The organism is Streptomyces sp. SD15 (assembly GCF_054462255.1).
In genome coordinates this window covers 108,669-131,688 of record NZ_JBTLMO010000004.1, presented here as the reverse complement: position 1 = coordinate 131,688, position 23,020 = coordinate 108,669, and the positions used below count along the sequence as shown (strand labels likewise).

At 70.1% G+C, this 23,020-nt stretch carries 13 protein-coding genes, 2 tRNA genes and 3 pseudogenes; 12 read left to right on the top strand and 6 right to left on the bottom strand.

What is annotated here, in order from left to right; all coding sequences use genetic code 11:
- Window positions 1-55 precede the first annotated feature (55 nt).
- A complete protein-coding gene (locus ACX28W_RS05620) occupies window positions 56-4,297 on the bottom strand; it encodes a hybrid sensor histidine kinase/response regulator (RefSeq protein WP_458997626.1) in 4,242 nt (1,413 codons plus the stop codon).
- A 247-nt stretch (window positions 4,298-4,544) separates the two neighbouring features.
- Entirely contained in the window at window positions 4,545-5,054 is a 510-nt protein-coding gene (locus ACX28W_RS05615; RefSeq protein ID WP_458997625.1) for an SSI family serine proteinase inhibitor, read from the bottom strand.
- 191 nt (window positions 5,055-5,245) lie between these two features.
- Here ACX28W_RS05615 and ACX28W_RS05610 point away from each other — a divergent pair.
- Window positions 5,246-5,339: transfer RNA gene (locus ACX28W_RS05610), tRNA-Ser, on the top strand.
- A gap of 192 nt (window positions 5,340-5,531) precedes the next feature.
- Window positions 5,532-5,604: transfer RNA gene (locus ACX28W_RS05605), tRNA-Arg, on the top strand.
- A gap of 81 nt (window positions 5,605-5,685) precedes the next feature.
- On the opposite strand, the gene ACX28W_RS05600 is transcribed toward ACX28W_RS05605, so the two are convergent.
- Window positions 5,686-6,756: a tyrosine-type recombinase/integrase gene (locus ACX28W_RS05600; protein ID WP_458997624.1), complete on the bottom strand. Its 1,071-nt coding sequence runs from the start codon at window positions 6,754-6,756 to the stop codon at window positions 5,686-5,688.
- Between the two features lie 358 nt (window positions 6,757-7,114).
- Here ACX28W_RS05600 and ACX28W_RS05595 point away from each other — a divergent pair, with 358 nt between their 5' ends.
- Complete coding sequence (locus tag ACX28W_RS05595; protein ID WP_458997623.1) at window positions 7,115-7,357, top strand: hypothetical protein; 243 nt, start codon at window positions 7,115-7,117, stop codon at window positions 7,355-7,357.
- Between the two features lie 4 nt (window positions 7,358-7,361).
- Here ACX28W_RS05595 and ACX28W_RS05590 read toward each other — a convergent pair.
- The 3 pseudogenes from ACX28W_RS05590 to ACX28W_RS05580 form a co-directional block, all read right to left on the bottom strand.
- Window positions 7,362-7,825 (bottom strand): annotated as a pseudogene (locus tag ACX28W_RS05590) (hypothetical protein).
- 119 nt (window positions 7,826-7,944) lie between these two features.
- Window positions 7,945-9,836, bottom strand: a pseudogene (locus ACX28W_RS05585) (FtsK/SpoIIIE domain-containing protein); the annotation flags it as partial.
- A gap of 237 nt (window positions 9,837-10,073) precedes the next feature.
- A pseudogene (locus tag ACX28W_RS05580) lies at window positions 10,074-10,275 on the bottom strand (site-specific integrase); the annotation flags it as partial.
- A 445-nt stretch (window positions 10,276-10,720) separates the two neighbouring features.
- Between ACX28W_RS05580 and ACX28W_RS05575 the strand changes: the two are divergent.
- The 9 genes from ACX28W_RS05575 to ACX28W_RS05535 all read left to right on the top strand — a co-directional run bounded on the left by ACX28W_RS05575 (window position 10,721) and on the right by ACX28W_RS05535 (window position 22,935).
- Window positions 10,721-12,142 carry a YVTN family beta-propeller repeat protein gene (locus ACX28W_RS05575; RefSeq protein WP_458997622.1) on the top strand — a complete coding sequence of 474 codons (1,422 nt, stop codon included), beginning with the start codon at window positions 10,721-10,723 and terminating at the stop codon, window positions 12,140-12,142.
- Between the two features lie 573 nt (window positions 12,143-12,715).
- Window positions 12,716-13,408 (top strand): hypothetical protein, encoded by a 693-nt coding sequence (locus tag ACX28W_RS05570; RefSeq protein WP_458997621.1) that lies wholly within the window; start codon window positions 12,716-12,718, stop codon window positions 13,406-13,408.
- Between the two features lie 125 nt (window positions 13,409-13,533).
- Window positions 13,534-13,863: an HGxxPAAW family protein gene (locus ACX28W_RS05565; protein WP_458997620.1), complete on the top strand. Its 330-nt coding sequence runs from the start codon at window positions 13,534-13,536 to the stop codon at window positions 13,861-13,863.
- A gap of 96 nt (window positions 13,864-13,959) precedes the next feature.
- Entirely contained in the window at window positions 13,960-14,859 is a 900-nt protein-coding gene (locus ACX28W_RS05560) for a DUF2797 domain-containing protein (RefSeq protein WP_458997619.1), read from the top strand.
- A gap of 301 nt (window positions 14,860-15,160) precedes the next feature.
- Window positions 15,161-15,901, top strand: a complete 741-nt coding sequence (locus ACX28W_RS05555) for a response regulator transcription factor (protein WP_458997618.1) — start codon at window positions 15,161-15,163, stop codon at window positions 15,899-15,901.
- Entirely contained in the window at window positions 15,898-17,529 is a 1,632-nt protein-coding gene (locus tag ACX28W_RS05550; protein ID WP_458997617.1) for a sensor histidine kinase, read from the top strand. The genes ACX28W_RS05555 and ACX28W_RS05550 overlap by 4 nt, the downstream gene beginning before the upstream one ends.
- A gap of 14 nt (window positions 17,530-17,543) precedes the next feature.
- Window positions 17,544-19,073 carry a bifunctional glycosyltransferase family 2/GtrA family protein gene (locus ACX28W_RS05545; RefSeq protein WP_458997616.1) on the top strand — a complete coding sequence of 510 codons (1,530 nt, stop codon included), beginning with the start codon at window positions 17,544-17,546 and terminating at the stop codon, window positions 19,071-19,073.
- On the top strand, window positions 19,070-21,334 hold the full coding sequence (locus ACX28W_RS05540; RefSeq protein ID WP_458997615.1) for an ArnT family glycosyltransferase: 2,265 nt from the start codon (window positions 19,070-19,072) through the stop codon (window positions 21,332-21,334). The genes ACX28W_RS05545 and ACX28W_RS05540 overlap by 4 nt, the downstream gene beginning before the upstream one ends.
- A gap of 134 nt (window positions 21,335-21,468) precedes the next feature.
- The gene (locus tag ACX28W_RS05535; RefSeq protein WP_458997614.1) at window positions 21,469-22,935 is read left to right on the top strand and encodes an MFS transporter; all 1,467 of its coding nucleotides are present in this window, start codon (window positions 21,469-21,471) and stop codon (window positions 22,933-22,935) included.
- Window positions 22,936-23,020 lie beyond the last annotated feature (85 nt).

Sequence of the window (23,020 nt, the reverse complement as noted above, 5' to 3'; positions counted from 1 at the left end):
TCCAGTCGAGCGTGTACGGGCGGTGGCACGACGGCTCACCGCCCGGTGAGCGCGCTCAGTTCGTACCGATTCGTGCGAGCAGGTCGACGATCCGCTCCTGCACCTCGACGCTCGTCGAGCGCTCGGCGAGGAACAGGACCGTCTCGCCCGCGGCGAGCCGCGGCAGTTCGGCCCGGTCGACGGCGGCGGTGTAGACGACGAGCGGGGTGCGGTTCAACTGCCCGTTCGCCCGCAGCCAGTCGACGATCCCGGAACGACGACGCTGTACCTGCAGCAGATCCATCACGACCAGGTTCGGCCGCATCTGCGAGGCCAGCGTCACGGCGTCCGCGTCCGTCGACGCCCGCGCGACCTGCATACCGCGCCGTTCGAGCGTCGAGGTCAGTGCCAGCGCGATCTCCGCGTGCTCCTCGATGAGCAGGACGCGCGGCGGGTGCTGCTCGGAGTCCCGCGGCGCCAGCGCCTTCAGGAGCACGGCGGGATCGGCGCCGTACGCCGCCTCGCGCGTCGCCTGCCCCAGTCCCGCCGTCACCAGCACCGGCACCTCGGCGGCGACGGCGGCCTGCCGCAGCGACTGGAGTGCCGTACGCGTGATCGGACCGGTCAGCGGGTCGACGAAGAGCGCGGCCGGGAACGCGGCGATCTGCGCGTCGACCTCCTCGCGCGAGTGCACGATGACGGGCCGGTAGCCGCGGTCGCTCAGCGCCTGCTGGGTCGTCACGTCCGGCGCGGGCCACACGAGCAGGCGTCGCGGGTTGTCCAGCGGTTCCGGCGGCAACTCGTCGTCCAGGGGCCGCGGCTGCGGCTGATCGGCGACCTCGACCGCGCCGCCGGGACCGTCCAGCGGCTCGGGACCTTCGTCGGCGTTTTTGTCCGGGGCTCCTATGGCGTACGACCGTCCGGCGCCCTCGGTGGCTCCGGGCAGCCTGGGCCCGGGTGCCTGCCCGGCCGACGGATGCGGACGGGCCGCGGTCTCCGGGCGCTCGGCGGCGGGCTCGGGGGGAGTACCGAGCTTGCGGCGACGGCCGGAGCCGTTGGTCTGATGCGGAAGGGGCGTGGCGGCCTGTGCCTGGGGCTGTCCCTGGTTCGGCGCGGCCTGGCGGCTGAACGGGACGCCCTGCCCGAGCGTCCGCACGCTGATCGCGCGTCCCTGCGTCGAGTTGGGATCGACCGGCGCGGCGGCCTCCGCGGGCAGCGGCTGAGCGGCCCGCTGCGGCTGCGGCGGCGTGGGCCGCTCCGGGGGGAGGGGCGCGGCGGGGGCGGGCATCTGTGGCTGTGGGGTGGCCGCCGGGGCGGGGGGCGCGGGTTGCGCGGGCACGCCGGGCTGCGCGGCCGGCTGTACGGGGGTTCCGGGCTGTACGGGGGTCCCGGCGCCGGAGGTGTCGTCGGCGCCCGGGGTGGGCCAGGGCTGGGCAGCCGGGGCCGGGGCCTGCGCGGCGGCCGGTGCAGGGACTCCCGGCACCGGGGTCGGCTGTGCCGGTACACCCTGAGCCGGTACACCCTGAGCCGGTACACCCTGCGCCGGGACAGCCTGCGCCGGGACAGCCTGCGCCGGGACGCCTTGCGCCGGGACGCGCTGCGGGGAGGTCCCCACCGCATCCGACTGCACCGGAGCCACCGTCGGAGCCTGGCGTGCGCGGCGTCGGCCCGTCGGGTTGGAAACGGGGTGCGGCTGGGGCGGGGTGTGATCGTCGGCCTGGTCGTGCGGCATCGCGTCGTGACGGCCTTCGTCACTCTGGTCGTGGCCGGCGCCGCTGCCGATGGCGTCGCCCGCCTGCTCAAGAGCCTGCTGCTGGGCCCTTTGGGCCTGCTGTTGGGCCAGGACGTACTCGGGTGAGCGGTCCGCCTCCGCAGGCGGAAGGGCGAACACCGGGCGGGCGCCCCCGTCCTGCGGCGCCGCAGCGCGGTCGGCCGCCGCGGCCAGCGCACGCCGACGCCGCCCGTTCGGCTGCGCACCGGCGCCTTCGGCGGAGACACCGGCCTCCGGTCCCCCCTGAGAATTCGGCTGAGTATGCGGCGCGCTGGGAGCCGCGGGCAACGCGGGCGGCAGCGCATGCTGTTCGCCGTCCGGCCGCGTACGCCGCCCGGCGGGCACGGGCACCCCCTGCGGAGGCACCGTCCCGCCCAGCCCCGTACCCACGGCCGCGGTCCCCGCCGCGTGCTCGGCCGCCATGACGACCGCGCCTTCGGAGACACCGTCGCCGACGCCCTCGGCCGGACTCGGCCGTCCGCGTCGGCGCCCGGTACCACCGGAGCCGTCGCCGTGACCGGAGCCCTCGCCCCCCGACCCCTGCGCCGGAATCGCTACGGCCGAAGCCGCCGGAACCGCTGGAACCGCCGAAACCGCCGGATCCGCTGTCACCGACTCCGCGCCGGTCTCCTGCTCCGCGGCCATACGACGCCGGCGCCGCCCGGTGGGAGCGGCCGCACCGGCATCGGACGCCGTCGGCAGCTCCGTGGCGACCTCGCTCTCCAGGAAGGCGTCCACAGAGGACCGCCGGGCCCGGCGCCTGCCACCGCTCTGATGCGAGGCCTGCTCGGGCAGGGCGACCTCGGCACCGGTCGAGCCATGAACCTGGGGCTCGATCTGGGGCTGGACCTGGGCCTCGGCCTCCACGGACGGCGCGACCGCCCCGGCTCCGCCCCCGATCGGCACCTCGAGCACGAACGCGCTGCCGCTCATCCCCGGTACCTCGTGCGTCTGCAGCACTCCGCCGTGCGCGCGCACGATCCCGCGCACGATCGGCTCGTGCACCGGGTCTCCCCCGGCGTACGGCCCGCGCACCTCGATCCGTACGACCTCGCCGCGCTGCGCCGCCGCCACGACGACGGTGTTGTCCATGTAGCCGCCGGCGGACACCGGCGCGTTGCCGGTCGCGTCGACGCCCGCCACGTCCGCGACGAGATGCGCGAGCGCGGTGGCGAGCCGCTGCGGGTCGACCTCGGCCTCGATGGGCGGCGCGTGCACGGCGAACTGCACGCGTCCGGGCCCGATCAGTTCGACCGCCCCGTCGACACCGGCCGCGACGACCGCGTCGAGCATGACCTTCGTACGGACGATGTCCTCGGCGCCCGCGTCCAGCCGCTGATAGCCGAGCACGTTGTCGACCAGAGTGGTGATCCGCGAATAGCCCGCGGCGAGGTGGTGCAGAACCTGGTTGGCCTCGGGCCACAGCTGTCCGGCGTCGTCGGCGGCGAGCTTCGACAGTTCGCCGCGCAGCTGGTCGAGCGGTCCACGCAGGGACTGCCCGAGCACGGCGAGGAGCTGTTCGTGCCGGGCGGTCAGCGCCTCGTACCGGTCCTTCTCGCGCTCGCCGAGTGCCGCGTACCGCTCGTCGCCCGCGGCGAGTTCCTCCTCGTGCCGCTCGCCCACCTCGGCCAGCTCGGCCGCATGCGTCTCACGCAGCGCCTCGAGCTCAGCCGCGTGCTCGTCCGCGATCCGCGCGAGCTCCTCCGCGTGCCGCGTCGCCTCGGCGTCCTTCTCCTCCGCGAGGGTGTCGTACGGCCGCCGGTCGGTGAAGGTCATGACGGCGCCGACGAGCTGATCCCCGTCCCGGACCGGCGCGGTCGTCAGGTCGACCGGCACCTGGTCCCCGGCCTTGGACCACAGCACCTGCCCGCGCACCCGGTGCTTGCGCCCGGAGCGCAGGGTGTCGGCGAGCGGCGACTCCTCGTACGCGAAGGGCTCGCCGTCCGCGCGCGAGTGAAGGATGAGGGCGTGCAGGTCCTGGCCGCCGAGATCGCTGGCCCGATAACCGAGTATCTGAGCGGCGGCCGGATTGACGAGGACGACCCGCCCGTCCGTGTCCGTCCCGACGACACCCTCGGCCGCGGCCCGCAGGATCATCTCGGTCTGGCGCTGCGAACGCGCGAGTTCGGCCTCGGTATCGACGGTGCCGGACAGATCACGTACGACGAGCATGAGCAGCTCGTCAGGGGTCGGGCCGTAGCTGTCGTAGGCCTGCTGGCCGTTCTCCAGATTCGCGCTGGTGACTTCGACCGGGAACTCGCTGCCGTCGGTCCGGCGCGCGATCATCCGGGTCGGCTTCGTCCGCCCGCTCTGGTCGATGGTCTCGGGCCGCCGCATCGATCCCGGGATCAGCCGGGAGTCGAACTGCGGCAGCAGATCGAGCAGCCCCCGGCCCACCAGAGCCGTGCCCGGGGCCTCGAAGGCCTCCAGGGCGATGCTGTTGGCGTTGACGACGGTCCCATTGGCGTTGACCAGCACCAACGCATCGGGCAGCGCGTCCAGTATGGCTGCGAGGCGAGCAGCGCCTCGGGATGGCCTGCTGCTCACGAGACGCTTCCTCCCTGTTACCGCACCTTGCCGACCGCGAGGGCCATCTTGCCAACCGTCCCGCAGCGTGTCACGCGAGGGAGTCTACGGGCAGAGGTCGCGCCGGCGGCGCCGGATGAGAGGGAGGTCGCACGCAGAAGAGACGCAGAAGCTGTGACCGCGCATTTCGACTTCGTCGATCCCTCTTCGCTTCCTGATGGCTCCCTCCACGGATCCATGACATCACCGTGACCGAGCCGTGCGCCGCCTATGAACGGGTGTCCGGCAGCAGAGGCACCAAGGCGTCCCAGCGCGCGATCTGACACCCGTCGGCCCGGTGGAACCGCGCGTCGACGGGGCGCCCGGCCCAGGTCCCGGAGACATGCGCGGTGGCCGGACCGCCGTACGTCATCGTGCACATCGTGCCGGGCGCCACCGGAGCGAAGGGGTCCTTGCCCCAGGTGGTCCTCCGGTCCAGCGTCGCGCAGGCCTCGGCCGCGCCGGGGTGGCTGCCGCCGGCGGGATGACACCGCAGCTCGTACGTCCCGTCCGCTCCGTCCGCCCCGTCCGTCCTATCCGCACCGCTTCCCGCGTCGCGGAAGGTCACGGTCAGCCGGTCCCCCGCGTCGTCGGCACGGACCGGCGGAGGCGCCTCCGCCTGGGCCGGGGTCAGTGGTGGGGTGGATTCCGCGTACGCGTACGCGGCGACGGGCATGGCGGGCACGGCGGACACCGCGGCGGCGGACGCGGTGACGGCGAGGACGAGACGACGGATCATGACCTGACCCTGACTACGGAACATGACCTGACTAACGCCACGCGTGCCGCGCGGTTGCGCGGGCCGCCACGGCTCTTACGGCTTTGCCCTGCGACCCGCCTGCCTAGTACCGTAGGAGCCGATTGGTGACAGCCCGCTCGGCTGTGTCATCATCTGCACGCACCACTCGCGCTCGCGCGGGGGGTTGTGCTGGAGGCGTCGCCTAGTCCGGTCTATGGCGCCGCACTGCTAATGCGGTTTGGGCCTTAAAGCCCATCGAGGGTTCAAATCCCTCCGCCTCCGCCACAAGATCCGAAGCCCCGGTCCACCTGGACCGGGGCTTCGGTGTTACCCCCTGCTGAGGCACGTTTGCCCAGCTCACAACGGGTGCGGCAAACGGATTTCACATGGCGGCGGCAGTCATGTAATGTTCTTCCTGTCGCCGCGAGCGGGCCGAAAGCCCGGGTAGCGGGACGAAGCAGGAAAAAAACAAAACAAGCACTCGTAGCTTAACGGATAGAGCATCTGACTACGGATCAGAAGGTTGCAGGTTCGAATCCTGCCGAGTGCACACAGGTCAAAGGCCCCGCCGGTTCAACCGGCGGGGCCTTTGACATCAACGGGTGACATCAACGTCCCCGGATTGCGCCGATCAGGCTGCGCTCTCGCCTTCCGGATCATCTTCGGAAACGTCGGGGCCCAACACGTCGTCCATCCGATCGGACGCAGCCCGCAGAGCCGTCCCCATCACATGCGCGTACGTGTCCAGCGTCATCGTGATCGTGCTGTGGCCCAGCGTCTCCATGATGGTGCGGGCGTCGACGCCTTGGGCGAGCAGCAGAGAGGCGCATGTGTGTCGCAGATCGTGCACCCGCACCCGCCGCACCCGTGCGTCACGGCACAAGATCGTGAGCATCCGGTTCAGGCCCCTTGGGTCCGTGACACCCCCGGTCGTCGTGGTGAACACGAGTCCGGCTGGCTGCCCCGGTGTGGGCTTCCACTTCGCCCCCGCGACCTTGCGCTCGCGTTCCTGCTGCTCGCGGTGTGCGGTGAGAGCCCGCACACAGCGTTGAGGCAGTGAGATCGTGCGCACGGAGCGCTTCGTCTTGGGAGTGCCGAAGATGAGTTCCCGCCGGATGCGCTGCACGTTCCGCCGGACCCGGAGTGTTCCCGCGGTGAGGTCGATGTCCGACCACGTCAGGGCGAGAGCCTCCCCACGTCGCAAGCCTGTGGATACGAGCAACAGCCACAACGCGTAGAGGCGGTGGGGCTGGGCGACCTTGAGCAACATCCGGACCTCTGCCGCGTCCAAGGGACGAACCTCCTGGCTGTCAACCGTCGGTGTCTCTACGATCCGAGCGACGTTCCTCGCGATCAGCTCCTCTCGCATCGCTTGTTGCAGTGCAGACCTCAGCACCGCGTGGATGTACTGCACCGTGCGCGCCGACGGCCGACGCTTGCAGCAGCGGCCCACAGCGCAGCAGACCCGCTTGTCCTCGGCTCGCTCCTTGTCGGCGCCCCGCAAGCAGCAGAGACAGGCGACCTTGAACTCAGTCAGGAACCGTCGCACGTCCGTCGGTGACAACCGGTTGAGCCGCTTTTTGCCCAGGGCGGGACGGATGTAGAGCCGAGAGAGACCCTCGTAGCTGTTGAGCGTTGCTGGCTTCAGCCGCTCCGGGGCAACGGTGGCCAACCAGTACGTCAGGTAGTCGCCGAACGCCATCGTTGATGACGCGGCCGGGATGCCCTGACGGGTCAGCTCCTGCAACTCGGTCAGTTTGTCCGCGACTTCGGAACGGGTTTTGCCGTAGACGAACTTCCGGGTCCGCGTGCCGTCGGGGCGGTAGACGTAGGCGGCTGCGTGATAGCGGCCGTCCTTTCACTTGGTGATCGTTCCCGGCGGGATCTTCCGGCGGTAAGGCTCGCGGGAGGGTGGTGGGTTGGGTCATGCTGGATGTCTCCAGTTCCTTTGGCGGGTGCTGGTTGGCAAGGGCGACCCAGTTCTTTGGCGAGATGCGGGGTCGCCCTTGGCGTGGTTGGCAGTTGAATGTGCAGGTGTGCTCTTTGAGGGGGAGCGGCGCATGGAGGAGCAGGCGAGGGAGCCCGTCGGTGTGGTGGGCGAGCGGGCAGGACGGCCGTGGACGCGGCACCTGTGGGTGTTCTGCCGGAACGTGCCGTTCTACGCGGCGGGGGTCGTGGTCCTGCACTTCCTGACGGGTCTGGCCTGGCTCGGCGGGATGCTGTATGCGGCCGCTTTCGCGGTGAGCGAGCCGTACTTCCAGTACCGCCGGGACCGTCGGCGGGCCGGCGCGGCGAGCGGCTGAACCGTCAGCCGTGGAAGTGGTTGCGCTTGATCACGGCCTTGCGGATGTTGACCGTGGTCCCGCCCTTGGAGCCGTTCGCGGAGAAGATCTGCACAGCGATCCATCCGCCGAAGATGACGGCGGCCAGCGTGATCAGTTGGGTGATGAGCGCGGTGAGTGCGGCGATGAACGTAGTGAGCAGCAGGAGCCCGCCACAGACCGCGCCGAACCCGATCCCCCCGAGCGCGATGTTCACGGCCGCGCGGGAGACGGGCGGCTTGGCCGCGAGGGGTTCGGGTTGGGTGGGGTTGATGGCGTAGCCGGTGACGACCCGCCCGTCGGGCAGGACGATGCTCGCCACGGTCGGGACGTTGCCCGGCTGCATGGGCACGAGGGGCGCCGGCGCGGCGACGACGGGGGTGAGCGGGGTGGGTGGTGGACGTCCACGGCCGTCTCGTACCGGCCGTGGGCGGGGTGTTCGGGGTACATGCGGAATCCCTTCCGGTGCTGATCTGGGGAGGCGGGGCCACCCCCTTGCGGGAGGCGTATGGAGGGGGTTTTCAGCGGTCTGACCTGCGTGCCTCCCCGCCTCCCTAAAAGGGTGTTTTCGCGAGTGCGTCCCGCTCCTCGCCCTGGTCGACCACGCGCAGGGTGGTGACGCCGTCGCGCAGGGCCTTGGCCCGGTCGGCGACCCCCTTGGCCGGGTCCTCGTCGATGAAGTGGGTCCGCACCGTGATGGACGCCTGCCCGGCGGGGATCGTGATGCCGTCCGAAGCGACGACCAGGGTTCCCTTGTCCAGACCCTGGCGCAGCAGGTGCGGGGCGGCGCCGCCGTCCACGGCCTTGTCGCCCAGCGCCATCCGGGCCTGCGACTCCGTGCCCAGAGGGAGGCGCGGGTGTGGGCGCCTTCCCGGACCAGCTTGGGAAGGTTCTGGTCGGTGGGGTCCTGCGTGCCCTGCCACATCAGCACGTCGACCGCACGGCCCTGGTTGTGGACCTTGCGGACGGCCATGAAGTACCGGGACGTGGCCTTGGAGCCGCCGTAGGGCCGCTTGTCGTCGCCGACGACCGGGCACATGAACGCCAACTGCGCCTCATCCACCAGCACGATCAGCGGCTCGAACACGATGCTCGGGTCCTTGCGGCGTGCCTCGATCCGCCGGTTCATCTCCTCGACCGCGTCCTCGACCATCTCGGTCGCCTGGATGACGTGCTCGTCGGAGGGGCCCTCGATCAGTACCTGCGCGATGCCCTCGAACATGGCCCAGTCGCCGATGCCCTTCAGGTCGGCGATCCAGAACTGCACCGACCGGTCAAGCGCCAGCCACAGGGCGAGGGCGCGCAGGGCGGCGGTCTTGCCCTGGTTGGACAGGCCCGTGACCAGCAGGTGCCGCTGATACAGGCTGATCGCGGCGGCGTCGCCGCGCAGGTCCTGCCCCCACGGGGCCTTGCCGGTCTTGTAGTTCGCGGTCATCGTCTCGTCGGTGACCAGCGGAGAGGGGCCGATCGGTTCGTCCAGCGCCCCGGAATCGGCGATCCACAGCCGGACCGTGCGGGCCGCCTCCGGGATCGTGATGAACACTTCGTGCTCATGCCGGGTCAGGTTCTCGGCGAGCTTCCGGCGGCGCTGCTGCACCTCGTTCGTCGCCACCCCGGAGGGCAGGGTCACGTCCACCTCGACACCGCATCCGGCGATCCGGATCGGTCCGAGCATGGACGCGCCGGCGTCGCCCATCTCCTTGATGGCGTTGCGCAGGGCCGGGACGCCGAGATCGCGCAGGGCCTTGACCACGATGGACGGGGTGATCGGCTCACCCTCACCGTTGCGGACGTTCGCGGGGAGCGCCCACGCGGGTGCGGCGTGCTGTTTGCGGCCGACCGACCACAGGGCCAGCAGCGCGAGGAACGGGCCTATGGTGAGCGCCGGTCCCCACACGATCTGCACGATCCGGATCAGCAGGGCGATGAAGTCGATGGTCGCGGACAGCGGGGTGACCACGTCCCGCACCTCGCCCGAGTTGATCGCCATCACGACACCGAGGGCGACCAGCACACCGACGCTCATACCGGCGCCGACCGCGACGCCCTTGGCGGCTTCCAGGGGCGAGTGGAGCAGGTCCATGCGGCGGTGATGGCGGGCCGCACGGAAGCGTGTCAGGCGCTCCTCCCACTCCTCCGCCGCTTCCAGATTCCCCGCGGCTTCGGCGGCGCGGATCATGCGTTCGTAGCGGGCGCCGGTCTTGCCGTCCCAGGTGCGGCGGGCCACGATCCGGCCCCCGTTGAACGTGTAGGACCCGTGCCGGGCGACCGCCCGGACCGGCGCCCGGGTCGACTCATGCGTGACGGCCGACTTCACCGCACGCCCGGAGCGCACCCACAGGGGAACGGGCGGCGCCGGCGGCGCGTCCGGCACCACGGTGAGCACGGTCGGCGCCGTCTCGCCGGTCGGGGGGTCGGTGGGCTTGTGGAGGTGAACGACGTTCTCAGACGTCTCATTCACCCTCGTCCGACGACGTCCACAGCGGTTCACGCGACGGCCGAGAGTACGAGGATGAACAAGGCTGAACGACTCTGGATCACGCTCTGACCAGCACGAACAGACCTCGAAAGCGAGTGTGGCGTAACCCGTCACCGAGGGTTCAAATCCCTCCGCTACCGCTGGTAGATGAAGGGGTGGGCCCGATTGGGACCGCCCCTTCATCGTTCTCCGTCTCAGTTTCCGTCTCAGTTGGGCCTTCACGAGGGCCCCGGCGAGCCCGTCATCGTCGTCGTCCGTGCCATGCTCCGTCCGGCTTCCAGATGAGTCCGCCGCCCTGTCGGGCGATATTGGTGCGGACCGTGTCGACCATGTGCTGGTACCGCGCGGCCATGGCCGTGGACGACCAGCCCATGAGCCCCATCACGGCACGCTCGGACACTCCCAGGATCAGCAGCACCGTGGTTATCTCGGGTGCCAGCGAGGCAGCAGGCATGTAGGGCAAGTGGCCGTTTTCGTACATGCCTTACGGGTATCCGAGGGATCGTCAGGCACGTACGGCACGTGCGTAAGCGTTGTGGGTGCGCCACCCTGCGCCGGATCAACGAATTCCTGAGCCTCCCCCCTGCCGAGTGATTGTCGGCGGAGGGTGCCCCTCCCGGCCCGTCGTGCTCACCGTGCCTGGGTCCAGTCGCCCGCCTCCGTGCCCCGGATCCTCCGGTTCAGTCGCGGCACCGGACCGGGTGCGGTCTCGGTGGGGCGCACGAACGTCCAGGCGACCGCCCCGGCCCATGGTCGGGGCGGTCGCGTGTCCCCGCCATATTGAATGTGGCGAACTGTCATAATATGTCCATTCTGTCAGCCCGGTCGGGAGGATTGCTGTGACTATCTGTCAAACCGTGAGGGGGGTGGGCGCGCAGGAGGCCCTCCCGTCGTCGGCGCCGCCTGGTCTTCGAGTGCGTCGCTCGTGGTGGGGTGGGTTGCTGCGGGCGCTGGTGGCAGGTCTCGTCCTAGTGGCCGGCCTGGCCCTGCCCATGGTGGCCCCGCAGCCCGCCCAGGCCGTGCCGCCCGGCACCTACGCCTACGTCGCCAACTTCAACGATGACACGGTGTCGGTGATCAACACAGCGACGAACACGGTGGTGGTCACGGTTCCCGTCGGCGATGCGCCGTGGGGAGTGGCGGTGTCGCCGGACGGCACCCGCGCCTACGTCACTAACCGCGCCGATGACACGGTGTCCGTGATCAACACCGCGACCGACACGGTCGTCGCCACCGTCCCCGTCGGCCTTGAGCCCCTGGGGGTGGCGGTGTCGCCGGACGGCACCCGCGCCTACGTCACCAACTTCAGCGCCAACACGGTGTCCGTGATCAACACGAACACCAACACGGTCGTCGCCACCATCCCCGTCGGCGATGCTCCCATCGGGGTGGCAGTGTCGCCGAACGGCACCCGCGCCTACATCACCAATTCCGACGACGACACGGTGTCCGTGATCAACACGAACACGAACACGGTCGTCGCCACCATCCCCGTCGGCGACTTCCCGTTCGGGGTGGCGGTGTCGCCGAACGGCACCCGCGCCTACATCACCAATTCCGACGACGACACGGTGTCCGTGATCAACACGAACACGAACACGGTCGTCGCCACCATCCCCGTCGGCGATGTGCCCCAGGGGGTGGCGGTGTCGCCGGACGGCACCCGCGCCTACGTCACCAACGCCAACGACGACACGGTGTCCGTGATCAACACCGCCACCAACACCGTCGTGGCCACCATCCCCGTCGGCGATGCGCCTCGAGAGGTGGCGGTGTCGCCGGACGGCACCCGCGCCTACGTCACCAACGCCAACGACGACACGGTGTCCGTGATCAACACCGCCACCAACACCGTCGTGGCCACCGTCCCCGTCGACGACCTCCCGTTCGGGGTGGCGATCGGGGTCGTGCCCCCTCCGGCGCCGGCGCTGACCTGCGCGACCGCCACGGCCACCATCACCGGCACCAACGGCAACAACATCCTGATCGGCACTTCCGGCAATGACGTGATCTTCGCTCTCGGCGGCAACGACGTGGTCGACGGCCGCGGTGGCAACGACCTCATCTGCGGCGGCGACGGCAACGACGTGCTGTCCGGCGGCGACGGCAACGACCGCATCGAAGGTGGCAACGGCACCGACAACCTGAACGGCAACAACGGCAACGACGCCCTCTTCGGCGGTCCCGGCAACGACGCGCTCTTCGGTGGCCCCGGCACCAACACCAACGACGGCGGCCCCGGCTCCAACGCCTGCTTCAACCCCTCCATCGGACCCGGCTGCTTCTGACCCACCCCACACGCCTCCGGCCTGATCGACGAACATCAGAAACGGGCCCCGGCACATCCCTCGTCGCAGCGGCGACCAACGCACGAGGCCCGTTTCAACGCTTTGTCCATCCGAGGCGAGTACTCCTGCTCGCACGCGGAGCCGAGTCCAGAGGCAGGCGTACAGCAGTGAAGTACCGCAACCCAGCAGCCGCCCCCGAACGGGACATGTTGCGTGACATCAGTAGCTGACATCAACAGAGGCGTACAACCGCGCACCGTGGCACGCCCGTGATGGGTGGACGAGCCGACAGATTCCAGCAGGCGAGCGGTTCGTGATGGTGCTGCACGCGCCTACGGATCAGAAGGTTGCAGGTTCGAATCCTGCCGAGTGCACACAGACCAGGGGCCCCGGAGAGATCCGGGGCCCCTGGCGTTTTCGGGTCGTACAGCAGGGAAGTACAGCAACGGGGTGTCGGCGCTCTCACAGTCGTCACCCAGCGCGCCGCAGTACTCAAGCGTCCACGCCCTCTGTCTCCATCCAAGATTGCTCCCTAGAGTTTGATCAACTAGGCGGGGCGACTGGGGTGGGGGCATGGAGACGACGCAGCGCGTGGTCCACCGGAACGGGCTGTTCTCAAAGTTCCTGCTGGTACTCGTAGGGCTCGCGGTGTTGCTCCTCTGCTACACCCTGGTCCGGGAGAACCTCCCTCAGCGAGTTACCCGTGACTGGCCGTGGAAGCTCAAGCTTCTGGACATCCAGAGCGCGACGGCGGCCGTCCTCGCCACGGGCGGGGCATCTCTGGCTCGTGCCCAGTACGCGCGCACCGTCAGACCCGCTATCGGCTACTTCGGCCGCGTCATTGACGGCATGGCCCCGGACAGCCGATTGGCTTGGGCGTGCCACTTGTTCAACGGCGGCCAGGACGTGGCTGTTACGACGCACCTGAGCTACTGGGTCACCTACACGTCCACCGCGAAGGCCCGGGGCGGTGCCGCTGACTCTTCGGACTGGATGACCCATCAGGCGGCGGTGGACTCGATGGAAAGCCGAGCGCTCCTGAGCAGGCGAGATTTTGCCCTCGACCTCATAGGACCTGGCCGGCCTATCCCAGGGGAACAGTTGATGTTCCTGGGCTGGTTCACGGAGGAGGCCATGAGCGAGGTGGAGAACGTATTCGTCAAAGTGCAGGTAGTTGATCGAGTCGGAGACACCCATGAGCGGATCATCAACCTGCTCAAGGGTGCCAATCGCGCACCTTCCCAACCGGACTCGCCTCCCTTCTGAGTGCGCACAGGCAAGAGCTCCGTTCCGATCATCGGAGCGGGGCTTTTCCATGGCCTTCTGTTCTGTTTCGTTCATCTGGTTCATCTTGGTGGTCTCGGTCGTCTCGTTTCCAGGGAGGCAGATACGTGAGCGCACATCAGCACGACGAAGGGCACACCCTCGCCGGGTGGGCCGGGTTCGGGATCGCCAGCGTGGGGGCGGCGTGGAGCGGAGTGGGGCTCTGCGTGGGGGACGCCCTGGGGGTGTGGGGCGGGCTGGCGGTCGTGGTGATCGGGGTGGTGGTCACCTGGGTGCTCCATCTCGCGGGGTGGGGCAAGCCGCCCGGGCGTCGGCCCGTCGCGGAGCGGGGGTGGCGGGTCAGGGATCGCGGTGCGCGGGACGGGCATCCGGGGTGCGTCGGGTGCCGGGCGGTGGGGGCGGCCCGCGGTCGTGACCGACGTCGCCGTGCGGGGTGAGCAGGCGACGGAGCCCGTTGTCTGACGACGGCAGTGGTGGCGGCGGACCCGGTCGTCCGCCGCCGTTGTCAGTGGCAGCCCCTACGCTTTTGAGTGATGGCACAGGCGTGGAGATGTTCGGGGCTGCGGTGGTCGGCGGACGGCCCGGTGTTGCGCTGGAGCGGTGCGCGGGGCAGTGCGCTGTCCTGGGGGAAGCGGGTGGCCTTTGGGGTGGTGGACGGGGGCGTACGGACGTGTGTGGGGGCGCGGGGTAACGCGTGCCCCGTGCGGGCAGGCGTCTCAGGGCGGAGTACGGGGGCCCGGTGCGAGGAATGCGCGCGGCTGGACCGGGCGCACTCCGTCGCCGCCGACACGATGGCCGACGATCCGAGACCGTACCGCGTGTATCTCGCGTGGTTCGGGCCCGGGATGGTGAAGGTCGGGATCACCGGGGTCGAGAGAGGGTCCGCGCGGCTGTTGGAGCAGGGTGCCGTCACCTTCAGCTGGCTGGGGCAGGGGCCCTTGATGGCCGCCCGGCGGGCCGAGGAGTTGCTGCGGGCCGCGCTCAAGGTGCCGGACCGGATTCCGTACGCCGACAAGCGGGCGGTGCGGGCGAGGTTGCCGGGGGCGGAAGAGCGGGTCGCCGAGATTCGGGAGCTGCACGCTCGTGTGGGGCTGCTCGACGGCTGGCCCGAGTCCCTGGAGCGCGCGCCGTTCCAGGTCGTGGATCACTTCGGGGTGTTCGGGCTGCGGGGTCTTCCGGCCGCCGTCGGCTTCGTGAGCGAGCTGGTCGGGGGTGGTGAGGTGAGCGGTGAGCTGGTTGCTGCCGCCGGGCCCGATCTGCATCTGGCGACCGGGCGTGGGGTGGTCGTTCTCGATACGCGGCTCATGACGGGGTGGGAGTTGACTGCCGTGGATCAACACGAAGTGACCGTGCCGGTCAGGGAGTTCGGAGTCGGGGGGATCGGGGGGATCGGGGGTGCGGGGATGGGGGTGACGCAGGACGGACTCTTCTGACGGCTGACGGCTGACGGCCGACGGGTTTCAGTCGCCAGACAGGTTGGGCGGGAAGTTCACCAGGAGGTGGACGTGGTTGTCCTCGCCGTTGAACTTGCACCAGCTCGCACTCGAAGTCCGCACACACCGACCGCACGTCAAGAGAACGGCGCTCACCTCTTCGAGATCGCTTCCTGAGTGAGTGCCCCCGGGGAACCTCGTGATCTTCCCAGGAGTTCCCTGAGAGGCACCTGTGGGTTTCTCAGGGAAATCACAGGTTCCCGAAAGCATGCTCTCAGAGGACCCCGCCAAGGTGTCCGCTATGACCACGACCTCGCCCCAGGGGCGCACCGAACTGCTGAGGCCGGACGGGAGCCCCGTCCGCGTGCTGGTGGTGGACGACGAGTTGTCGATCACCGAGCTGTTGTCCATGGCCCTTCGCTATGAAGGCTGGCAGATCCGCAGCGCGGGTGACGGGACGGGTGCGGTGCAGACCGCGCGCGAGTTCCGGCCCGACGCCGTGGTGCTCGACATGATGCTCCCGGACATGGACGGGCTGACCGTCCTCGGTCGGCTGCGGCGCGAGCTGCCCGAGGTACCGGTCCTCTTCCTGACCGCCAAGGACGCCGTCGAGGACCGCATCGCGGGACTGACGGCCGGCGGCGACGACTACGTCACCAAGCCGTTCAGCCTCGAAGAGGTCGTGGCCCGGCTGCGCGGGCTCATCCGCCGTTCCGGTGCCGCCGACCGGCGCTCCGACTCCGTGCTGGTCGTCGGTGATCTCACCCTCGACGAGGACAGCCACGAGGTGTCCCGGGCCGGTGACAACATCCACCTCACCGCCACGGAGTTCGAACTCCTGCGGTTCCTCATGCGTAATCCCCGGCGTGTGCTCAGCAAGGCGCAGATACTCGACCGCGTGTGGTCGTACGACTTCGGCGGCCAGGCCAATGTCGTCGAGCTCTATATCTCGTACCTGCGTCGGAAGATCGACGCGGGACGTGAGCCGATGATCCACACCCGGCGCGGAGCCGGTTACCTGATCAAGCCTGCGGCGTCATGAGCGGGCGACGACGGCCGCGTAAGCAGAGGCGAGGACGACAGCCGCGCACACTGCGGACGCGGTTGGTCGTCTCCGCGGTCACCCTGATCGCCGTGGTCTGCGCCGTGATCGGCACGGTGACGACCATCGCGCTGGGGCAGCACCTGTTCAAGCAGCTGGACAGGACGCTGGACGAGACCGCCATGCGGGCGGCCGGCGGCCCCGTGAAGCCGGACGGCGAGGGCCCGGCCGACAGTCCGCCGGACGGCGGGAACGGCGAAGACGCCTCTGCGACGAGCGACCCCTTCACCTTCCTCACCCGGGGACCGAACGAGGTCAACACGATCGCCGCCGTCGTGGAGAACGGCGGGATCACCGAGGCGAAGATCAAGAAGGAGAAGGCCGCCAGCACCGGCGGCTTCGACAGCATGACCGCCCAGGACCTCACCGCGGTCCAACGGGCGGCGCTCGGCTCCGTCTCGAGGACCGGCGTGCACAGCGTGGACCTCCCCGGCCTCGGCGAGTACCGCGTCAAGTACCAGGAAGGCGCCAGGGGCGCCTACTACGTCGCGATCCCCACCGAGTCCGTCACCAACACCATCGACACCCTGATCCTCGTCGAGATCAGCGTCACCGGTGCCGGTCTCATCGCCGCCGGCATCGCGGGCAGCGTCCTCGTCGGTGTCGCCCTGCGCCCCCTGCGCAAGGTCGCGTCCACCGCCACCCGCGTCTCCGAACTCCCCCTCCACACCGGTGAGGTCACCCTCTACGAGCGTGTCCCCGAGTCCGAGTCCGACCCGCACACCGAGGTCGGCCAGGTCGGCGCCGCGCTCAACCGGATGCTGGACCACATCCACGGCGCCCTGCACGCGCGCCAGCAGAGCGAGATGCGGGTACGTCAGTTCGTCGCGGACGCGAGTCATGAGCTGCGTACGCCGCTGGCGTCGATCCGTGGGTACGCCGAGCTGACCCGACGCGGACGTGAGGAGACCGGGCCCGACACCCGGCATGCCCTCGGCCGGATCGAGTCCGAGGCCAGCCGGATGACCGGGCTGGTGGAGGACCTCCTGCTGCTCGCGCGGCTCGACGCCGGACGCCCGCTCCAGTACGACAACACCGACCTCGTACCGCTCGTCATCGACGCGGTGAGCGACGCGCGGGCGGCCGGGCGCGATCACAACTGGCGCCTCGAACTGCCGGACGAGCCCGCGCTCGTACTGGCGGACGCGGCGCGGCTGCAACAGGTCATGGTCAATCTGTTCGCGAACGCCAGAACGCACACCCCACCCGGTACGACGGTCACCGCGCGCGTGCACCGGCACGGTCCGTGGCTGTGCGTGGACGTCCAGGACGACGGCCCCGGTATCCCGCCCGACCTGCTCCCGCGCGTCTTCGAACGCTTCGCGCGCGGCGACTCCTCGCGCTCCCGCTCCTCCGGCTCGACCGGTCTCGGGCTCGCCATCGTCCAGGCCGTCGCGTCCGCGCACGGCGGTGCGGTGACCGTCGACAGCATGCCCGGCAGGACCGTGTTCACCCTGCACCTGCCCGCGCTCCCCGTCGAACCCCTCGTGGAAACGATGGAAACAAAGGCGCAACTGCACTCACAGGCGCAGCACAGTGCCACCACATGGGTGCAACAGGGGGCTTGAACAGAGTCGTTCCCATGCGAACCGACTCTTCTCCCGGCAACCTGCCGGCGCGGGAGCACCTCCCGGCCGGAAATGCCGGTACGCCTGTCCTGGACGTAGTGATCCCCGTCTACAACGAGGAGAAGGACCTCCAGCCGTGTGTGGTGAGACTGCACGATCACCTCAAGCGCACCTTCCCGTACGCGTTCCGCATCACGGTCGCGGACAACGCGTCGACGGACACCACCCCCCAGGTGGCCGCACGGCTGGAGTCGGAGATCCCGGAGGTCCGGTCCTTCCGGCTTGAGCAGAAGGGTCGCGGCCGCGCCCTGCGCACCGTGTGGTCGGCCTCGGACGCTCCGATCCTGGCCTACATGGACGTGGACCTGTCCACCGACCTCAACGCCCTGCTGCCGCTGGTGGCCCCGCTGATCTCGGGCCACTCGGACCTGGCGATCGGCTCCCGGCTGGCGAGGAGTTCGCGCGTGGTGCGCGGCGCCAAGCGGGAGTTCATCAGTCGCACGTACAACCTCATCCTGCGCGGTTCGCTGCAGGCCCGCTTCTCGGACGCGCAGTGCGGCTTCAAGGCGATCCGCCGCGATGTCGCCCAGGTCCTGCTGCCGCTGATCGAGGACACCGGCTGGTTCTTCGACACCGAGATGCTGGTGCTCGCCGAGCGCGCCGGACTGCGCATCCACGAGGTGCCGGTCGACTGGGTCGACGACCCGAACTCGACGGTCCACATCGTGAAGACCGCGACCGACGACCTGAAGGGCGTGTGGCGCGTCGGCCGTGCCCTCGCCACCGGGTCGCTGCCGCTCGACCGGCTCGCGCGCCCGTTCGGGGACGACCCGCGCGACCGTGACCTGACCGACGTACCCACGGGACTGGCCCGCCAGCTCGTCGGCTTCTGCGTGGTGGGCGCCCTGTCCACCCTCTTCTACCTGGTGCTCTACAGCGCCTTCCGGTCGTTCTCGGGCTCGCAGATCGCCAACGCGCTCGCTCTGCTCGTCTCGGCGGTCGCCAACACCGCGGCCAACCGGCGGCTGACCTTCGGGGTGCGTGGCCGGGGCGGGGCCGTCCGGCACCAGGCGCAGGGCCTGGTCGTCTTCGGTATCGGTCTCGCCCTCACCAGCGGTTCGCTCACCGCCCTGAGCGCGGCGACGGCCGACCCCTCGCACTCCACGGAACTGGCGGTGCTCATCGCCGCCAACCTCGCGGCGACCGTGCTGCGGTTCCTGCTCTTCCGGGCCTGGGTCTTCCCGGACCGGCGTGACGAGACGCCGTCCACGGTGGTGGCGTCGCACCACCCGGCCTCGCACCACCCGGCCTCGCACCACCCGGCCTCGCACCACCCGGTCTCGGCCACGTACACGACGGCGGCCCACGGCCACCAGCACCCGCCGCTGCCGCAGCGCCCGGCGGCCACGCAATCTCCGTACCACCACACGCACGGCACCGACGAGTTCCGCGCCAGTGACGCCGCGAACCGCACCTGGGGGGACGCAACCATGCAGCTGCAGGCGGTGCGCCCGCACGATCACGACCCGAGGGACGCACGATGACCACTCAGTCCGATACGAGCTATCAGGGGGACGCGAGTCTCTCCGGGGACGCGAGTCCCTCCGTGGGGCCGCCGAGAGCCCTGGAAGAGCCCGCCGCACCCGCCGCGCCCGCCGCACCCACCGCGGCCCCGCAGTCCGGTGAGCCCAAGCAGCCCTTCGCGCGCCGCGTCTGGCGCGGCCGGCCCGAGGACCCGAGCTGGGTGCGCCCCGCCTTCCTCGGCCTGCTCGTCGTCACCGGTGTGCTCTACCTCTACAACCTGAGCGCCTCCGGCTACGCCAACTCCTTCTACTCCGCGGCCGTCCAGGCCGGCAGCGAGAGCTGGAAGGCCTTCTTCTTCGGCTCGCTCGACTCGGCCAACGCCATCACCGTCGACAAGCCCCCGGCCTCGCTGTGGCCGATGGCCCTGGCGGTGCGGATCTTCGGCCTCAGCTCCTGGGCGATCCTCGTCCCCGAGGTGCTGATGGGCGTCGCCACGGTCGGCGTCCTGTACGCGGCCGTGCGCCGCCGGTTCAGCCCCGCGGCCGGTCTGATCGCGGGTGCGGTGCTCGCGCTCACTCCCGTCGCCGCGCTGATGTTCCGGTTCAACAACCCGGACGCGATGCTCGCGCTGCTGATGACCGTCACGGTCTACTGCGTGATCCGCGGGCTTGCGGACGGCCGGACGAAGTGGCTGGTCTGGGCGGGTGTCGCGGTCGGCTTCGCCTTCCTCGCCAAGACCCTGCAGGCCTTCCTGATCCTGCCGCCGCTCGCCGTGCTGTACGCGGTCTGCGCGCCGGTGGCGCTGAAGAAGCGGTTCGGACAGCTGGGGCTGTCGGCGGTCGCGATGGTCGTCTCCGGCGGCTGGTGGGTCGCGATCGTGGAGCTGTGGCCCGCGTCGTCGCGCCCGTACATCGGCGGCTCGCAGAACAACTCGTTCCTTGAACTGACCTTCGGCTACAACGGGCTCGGCCGTATCAACGGCGAGGAGACCGGCAGCGTCGGCGGCGGTGGCGGAGCCGGGGGCACCGGCCAGTGGGGCGAGACCGGCTGGAACCGGATGTTCAACTCCGAGATCGGCGGCCAGATCTCCTGGCTGCTGCCGGCCGCGCTGATCCTGTTCGTCGCGGGCATCGTGCTCACGCGCAAGGCCAAGCGCACCGACCTGGTCCGTGGCTCGTTCCTCGCCTGGGGCGGGGCGCTGCTGATGACCATGGTCGTCTTCAGCTACATGGCCGGCATCTTCCACCAGTACTACACGGTGGCCCTGGCCCCCTACCTCGCGGCCGTCGTCGGCATGGGCGCGACGGTGCTGTGGGAGGAGCGGTCCAGGATCTGGGCCTCGCTGACCCTCGCAGGCGCGGTCACCGCGACCGCGGCCTGGGGATACGTCCTCCTCAACCGCACCTCCGACTACCTGCCCTGGCTGAAGTGGCTGGTCCTCGTCGGCGGTCTGGTCGGCGCGCTCGGCCTGATCTTCGCGGCCAAACTGGGCCGTCAGCTCGCCCTCGCGGCGGTCGGGTTGAGCTTCGTGGCCTCGGTCGCGGGTCCGACCGCGTACACGCTGTCCACCGTGAACACCGGGCACACCGGTTCCATCGTGACGGCCGGTCCGTCCGGCGCCGGCATGATGGGTGGCGGTCCCGGTGGCGGTGGCGGCGGTGGCATGCGCGGCGGCTTCCCCGGCGGCGGCAACACCCAGCAGGGCGGCAACGGCACCACCCCGAACGGCTCGCAGGGCGGCGGCATGGGCCAGCCCCCGACGGGCGGCGGCATGGGCGGCTTCCCGGGCGGCGGCCAGAACCAGCAGGGCAACGGCTCCACCCAGAACGGTCAGCAGGGTCAGCAGGGCGGCATGCCCGGCGGCATGGGCGGTGGCGAAGGCGGCGGTATGGGCGGCGGTGGCATGGGCGGTCTGCTCAACGGCGCGACCGTCACCTCCGAGGCAAAGAAGCTGCTGCAGAAGAACGCGGGGGACTACACCTGGGCGGCCGCGGCCATCGGCGCCCAGAACTCCGCGAGTTACCAGCTCGCCACCGGCGAGCCGGTGATGGCGATCGGTGGCTTCAACGGCACCGACCCGTCCCCGACGCTGGCCCAGTTCAAGAAGTACGTGACGGACGGCAAGATCCACTACTTCATCTCGAGCGGCAGCAGCGGCGGCGGCATGGGCGGCAGCAGCACCGGCACCTCTTCCCAGATCACCTCGTGGGTCGAGGCCAACTACACGAAGGTGACGGTCGGTTCGGCCACCTTCTACGACCTGACGCAGCCGACGAGCTGACCGAGGGACCCTTGTGAGGGGCGGTGGCCCGGAGCGATCCCGCTCCGGGCCACCGCCCTTTGCGCGTGGGGTGCGGGATCACCTCGTCGTACGCTCGTTGTACGCCGTATAGGAAGTGTTCTACGGTGTACAGCATGTCGACTTCCCAAGGGCATCCCCAGCGCTGGCTGATCCTCGGCGTCATCTGCCTCGCGCAGCTCACCGTGCTGCTCGACAACACCGTGCTGAACGTCGCGATCCCCTCCCTCACCCAGGAGCTGGGCGCCGCCACCTCCGACATCCAGTGGATGATCAACGCGTACTCGCTGGTGCAGTCAGGGCTGCTGCTCACGGCGGGCAGCGCGGCCGACCGCTACGGCCGCAAGAAGATGCTGATCGCGGGGCTCGTCCTGTTCGGCATCGGCTCACTGGTGGCCGGACTCGCCGACTCCACCGGCCAGTTGATCGCCGCACGGGCGGGCATGGGCGTCGGCGGCGCGCTCCTGCTGACCACCACGCTCGCCGTCGCGATGCAGATCTTCACCCCCGACGAGCATCCGAAGGCCATCGGCATCTGGAGCGCCGTCAACGCGCTCGGCTTCGCCGCCGGCCCCCTCCTCGGCGGCTTCATGCTGAACCACTTCTGGTGGGGCGCGATCTTCCTGCTGAACCTCCCGGTGGCGGCGCTGGCACTCGCCGCGGTGGTGGCCCTCGTACCGGAATCAAAGAATCCGCGAGGGGACCGGCCCGACCTCCTCGGCGCCCTCCTCTCCACCATCGGCATGACCGCGCTCGTGTACGCGATCATCTCCGGCCCCGAGCACGGCTGGGCGTCGGTCCGAGTCCTGGCCACGGCGGCGCTCGCGCTGGTGGTGCTGGCCGGGTTCGCGTACTGGGAGAGCCGGATCCCGTACCCGATGCTCGACCTGCACTTCTTCCGCGACCGCCGTTTCACCGGGGCCGTCGCGGGCGCGGTGCTCATCACCTTCGGCATGGGCGGCGCGCTCTTCCTGCTCACCCAGCACCTCCAATTCGTCCTGGGGTACGGCCCGTTGGAGGCCGGACTGCGGACGGCGCCGCTCGCGCTCACGGTCGTGGCGCTGAACTTCTCCGGTCTGTCGGCGAAGTGGACGGCGCGGCTCGGCACACCGGTGTCGATCGCGCTCGGCATGGTGGCGATGTCGGCCGGGCTGGTGTCGATCGCGACGCTCACCGGGCACGGGTACGGCGGCACACTCCTCGGACTCCTGCTCATCGGCGCGGGCTGCGCGGTGGCCAACCCCGCCATGGCGTACGCCATCATGAGCGCGATCCCGCCGGAGAAGGCGGGCGTGGGCGCGGGCATCAACGGCACGCTCGCCGAGTTCGGTAACGGGCTGGGCGTGGCGGTGCTCGGCGCGGTGCTCAACTCCCGTTTCGCGGCGCTGATTCCGCTGGCGGCGGCCTCCCTGCCGGCGGCGCTCGCGTCGGCGGACTCGGCCCAGGAGCGCGGGCGGATCACGGACGCGTTCTCGTCGGGACTGGAGACCAGCCAGCTGGTGGGAGCGGTGGCCGTACTCCTCGGTGGACTGCTGGCCGCGGCGTTGCTACGGCGTGCGGTGGGGGTACCACCCAGACGTTAAGTACTGGGGGAGGGCAGACCCCGCGATGGCAGGTTCCGCGTGAGGCGCGCTTAGCATCAGCATCAGGGATCCCCCGTTGTGAAGC

Coding starts and splice junctions, on each gene's coding strand:
- ACX28W_RS05550 (WP_458997617.1), top strand. CDS start 15,898: ATGAGCGGGCGACGACGGCCGCGTAAGCAGAGGCGAGGACGACAGCCG.
- ACX28W_RS05545 (WP_458997616.1), top strand. CDS start 17,544: ATGCGAACCGACTCTTCTCCCGGCAACCTGCCGGCGCGGGAGCACCTC.
- ACX28W_RS05555 (WP_458997618.1), top strand. CDS start 15,161: ATGACCACGACCTCGCCCCAGGGGCGCACCGAACTGCTGAGGCCGGAC.
- ACX28W_RS05535 (WP_458997614.1), top strand. CDS start 21,469: ATGTCGACTTCCCAAGGGCATCCCCAGCGCTGGCTGATCCTCGGCGTC.
- ACX28W_RS05615 (WP_458997625.1), bottom strand. CDS start 5,054: ATGATCCGTCGTCTCGTCCTCGCCGTCACCGCGTCCGCCGCCGCGGTG.
- ACX28W_RS05570 (WP_458997621.1), top strand. CDS start 12,716: ATGGAGACGACGCAGCGCGTGGTCCACCGGAACGGGCTGTTCTCAAAG.
- ACX28W_RS05595 (WP_458997623.1), top strand. CDS start 7,115: ATGGAGGAGCAGGCGAGGGAGCCCGTCGGTGTGGTGGGCGAGCGGGCA.
- ACX28W_RS05600 (WP_458997624.1), bottom strand. CDS start 6,756: ATGGCGTTCGGCGACTACCTGACGTACTGGTTGGCCACCGTTGCCCCG.
- ACX28W_RS05560 (WP_458997619.1), top strand. CDS start 13,960: ATGGCACAGGCGTGGAGATGTTCGGGGCTGCGGTGGTCGGCGGACGGC.
- ACX28W_RS05540 (WP_458997615.1), top strand. CDS start 19,070: ATGACCACTCAGTCCGATACGAGCTATCAGGGGGACGCGAGTCTCTCC.